The 3,452-nt window shown below is 47.4% G+C and carries 3 rRNA genes; all 3 read right to left on the bottom strand.

Annotation, left to right across the window (positions count from 1 at the left end):
- Positions 1-96 (bottom strand): 16S ribosomal RNA (locus tag GAB14E_RS0123045); the annotation flags it as partial.
- 471 nt (positions 97-567) lie between these two features.
- Positions 568-682: ribosomal RNA gene (rrf, locus tag GAB14E_RS10220) — 5S ribosomal RNA — on the bottom strand.
- A gap of 155 nt (positions 683-837) precedes the next feature.
- Positions 838-3,452: ribosomal RNA gene (locus tag GAB14E_RS10225) — 23S ribosomal RNA — on the bottom strand; the annotation flags it as partial.

Genomic DNA, 3,452 nt, shown 5'->3' with positions numbered 1-3,452 from the left:
TCAGCAGATAGCAAGCTATCTCTGTTACCGCTCGACTTGCATGTGTTAAGCCTGCCGCCAGCGTTCAATCTGAGCCATGATCAAACTCTTCAATTAAAAATCGTTTGTGTAACCTCATCACAAGTGATGTGTTACTGCTCAATGAATTCTGTCGTGCTATCTACCTAAGTAAATAGCGCATTACATAGTCGCTACCTAACCGAAGTTAAGTAACTATATTTATTTGCATGAACATCATTCATTAAGCGTTTTTGTTCTCCCGAAGGAAAACTATGTAAAACAACATTAATGTGAGTGCTCACACAAATTGCATGATAACTAATTGTTAAAGAAATTAGACCTTAAACGCATTCGTTAAGTGCCTGTTACTCCTTGCTAACGTTGCCGTTTGCCTGAAGCAGGATGCGCATAATACGCTTCCTAGTTTTAATGTCAACACTTTAAAAGTGTTTATTTTAAAACTTTATTTGTTAAGCTGATTAAGTAATCAATCTAATAAATAAAGTCTGATTAAAAAGCCCGTTACCTATGTAACGGGCCTCTCGTGTGCCTAAGCACAAATTAGAAGTCTAGCAATGTCCTACTCTCACATGGGAACTCCCACACTACCATCGGCGCAACTGCGTTTCACTTCTGAGTTCGGAAAGGGATCAGGTGGGACCACAGCGCTATTGTCGCTAAACAAAAAAGGTACAATCTTAGAAAGCTTTGCTCGAAGAGCATAAATATCGTTTTTAGTTCAAGTAACACGTAAGTACGTGAGTTTTCTTACCTTTCGGCATTTTATAATGTCAGTCTACATACACACTTTATAGTTCAAAACTACTTGGGTGTTGTATGGTTAAGCCTCACGGGCAATTAGTATCAGTTAGCTCAAGACCTCGCAGTCCTTACACACCTGACCTATCAACGTTGTAGTCTCCAACGACCCTTTAGGGAGCTTAAAGCTCCAGTGAGAACTCATCTCAAAGCCTGCTTCCCGCTTAGATGCTTTCAGCGGTTATCAGTTCCGAACGTAGCTACCGGGCAATGCCATTGGCATGACAACCCGAACACCAGTGGTTCGTCCACTCCGGTCCTCTCGTACTAGGAGCAGCCCTCTTCAATTCTCAAACGCCCACGGCAGATAGGGACCGAACTGTCTCACGACGTTCTAAACCCAGCTCGCGTACCACTTTAAATGGCGAACAGCCATACCCTTGGGACCGACTTCAGCCCCAGGATGTGATGAGCCGACATCGAGGTGCCAAACACCGCCGTCGATATGAACTCTTGGGCGGTATCAGCCTGTTATCCCCGGAGTACCTTTTATCCGTTGAGCGATGGCCCTTCCATACAGAACCACCGGATCACTATGACCTACTTTCGTACCTGCTCGACGTGTCTGTCTCGCAGTTAAGCTGGCTTATGCCATTGCACTAACCGTACGATGTCCGACCGTACTTAGCCAACCTTCGTGCTCCTCCGTTACTCTTTGGGAGGAGACCGCCCCAGTCAAACTACCCACCAGACAGTGTCCCCAAGCCCGATAAGGGCCCTAGGTTAGAACATCACGCATACAAGGGTGGTATTTCAAGATTGGCTCCACCACATCTAGCGACATGGTTTCAAAGCCTCCCACCTATCCTACACATGTAGGAGCAATGTTCACTGTCAAGCTATAGTAAAGGTTCACGGGGTCTTTCCGTCTAGCCGCGGGTATACGGCATCTTAACCGCAAATTCAATTTCACTGAGTCTCGGGTGGAGACAGTGTGGCCATGATTACGCCATTCGTGCAGGTCGGAACTTACCCGACAAGGAATTTCGCTACCTTAGGACCGTTATAGTTACGGCCGCCGTTTACCGGGGCTTCGATCATCAGCTTCGTCCGAGGACTAACCGAATCAATTAACCTTCCGGCACCGGGCAGGCGTCACACCGTATACGTCATCTTTCGATTTTGCACAGTGCTGTGTTTTTAATAAACAGTTCCAGCCACCTGGTTACTTCGACTGCTCTGGGCTTAGGAAGCAAGTTCCATCACCCATATGCAGCGTACCTTCTCCCGAAGTTACGGTACTATTTTGCCTAGTTCCTTCACCCGAGTTCTCTCAAGCGCCTTAGTATTCTCTACCTAACCACCTGTGTCGGTTTGGGGTACGGTTCCTATATATCTGAAGCTTAGAAGCTTTTCCTGGAAGCATGGCATCAATGACTTCAATTCCGTAGAATCTCGTCTCGAGTCTCAGCATTAACAAGAACCCGGATTTACCTAAGTTCTCTGCCTACATTCTTTCACACAGACTACCAACGCTGTGCTCATTTAGCCTACTCCGTCCCTCCTTCGCAATATATAGAAGTACAGAAATATTAATCTGTTTCCCATCGACTACGCGTTTCCGCCTCGCCTTAGGGGCCGACTTACCCTGCCCTGATTAACATGGGACAGGAAACCTTGGTCTTTCGGCGGGGGAGTTTTTCACTCCCCTTATCGTTACTCATGTCAGCATTCGCACTTCTGATACCTCCAGCAAACTTCTCAATTCACCTTCAACGGCTTACAGAACGCTCCCCTACCACTCATAATAAATTATGAATCCGCAGCTTCGGTGACTAGTTTAGCCCCGTTACATCTTCCGCGCAGACCGACTCGACTAGTGAGCTATTACGCTTTCTTTAAAGGATGGCTGCTTCTAAGCCAACCTCCTAGCTGTCTATGCCTTTCCACATCGTTTCCCACTTAACTAGTACTTTGGGACCTTAGCTGGCGGTCTGGGTTGTTTCCCTCTTCACAATGGACGTTAGCACCCACAGTGTGTCTCCCGGATATCACTCATCGGTATTCGGAGTTTGCAAAGGGTTGGTAAGTCGGGATGACCCCCTAGCCTTAACAGTGCTCTACCCCCGATGGTGTTCGTCCGAGGCTCTACCTAAATAGATTTCGGGGAGAACCAGCTATCTCCCGGCTTGATTAGCCTTTCACTCCGACCCACAAGTCATCACCGCATTTTTCAACATACGTGTGTTCGGTCCTCCAGTTGATGTTACTCAACCTTCAACCTGCCCATGGGTAGATCGCCGGGTTTCGGGTCTATACCCTGCAACTAAACGCGCAGTTAACACTCGCTTTCGCTACGGCTCCCCTAATCGGTTAACCTTGCTACAGAATATAAGTCGCTGACCCATTATACAAAAGGTACGCAGTCACCCGACTAAATCGGGCTCCCACTGCTTGTACGTATGCGGTTTCAGGTTCTATTTCACTCCCCTCACAGGGGTTCTTTTCGCCTTTCCCTCACGGTACTGGTTCACTATCGGTCAGTTAGTAGTATTTAGCCTTGGAGGATGGTCCCCCCATATTCAGACAAAGTTTCACGTGCTCCGTCCTACTCGATTTCACTTAAAGGTTGCTTTTGTGTACGGGACTATCACCCTGTATCGTGGTCCTTTCCAGAACCTTCCACTAGCGCC

Source organism: Colwellia psychrerythraea, assembly GCF_000764185.1.
In the GTDB taxonomy this organism is placed as follows: Bacteria; Pseudomonadota; Gammaproteobacteria; order Enterobacterales; family Alteromonadaceae; genus Colwellia; species Colwellia psychrerythraea_B.
This window is presented reverse-complemented; position numbering and strand designations above follow the sequence as displayed.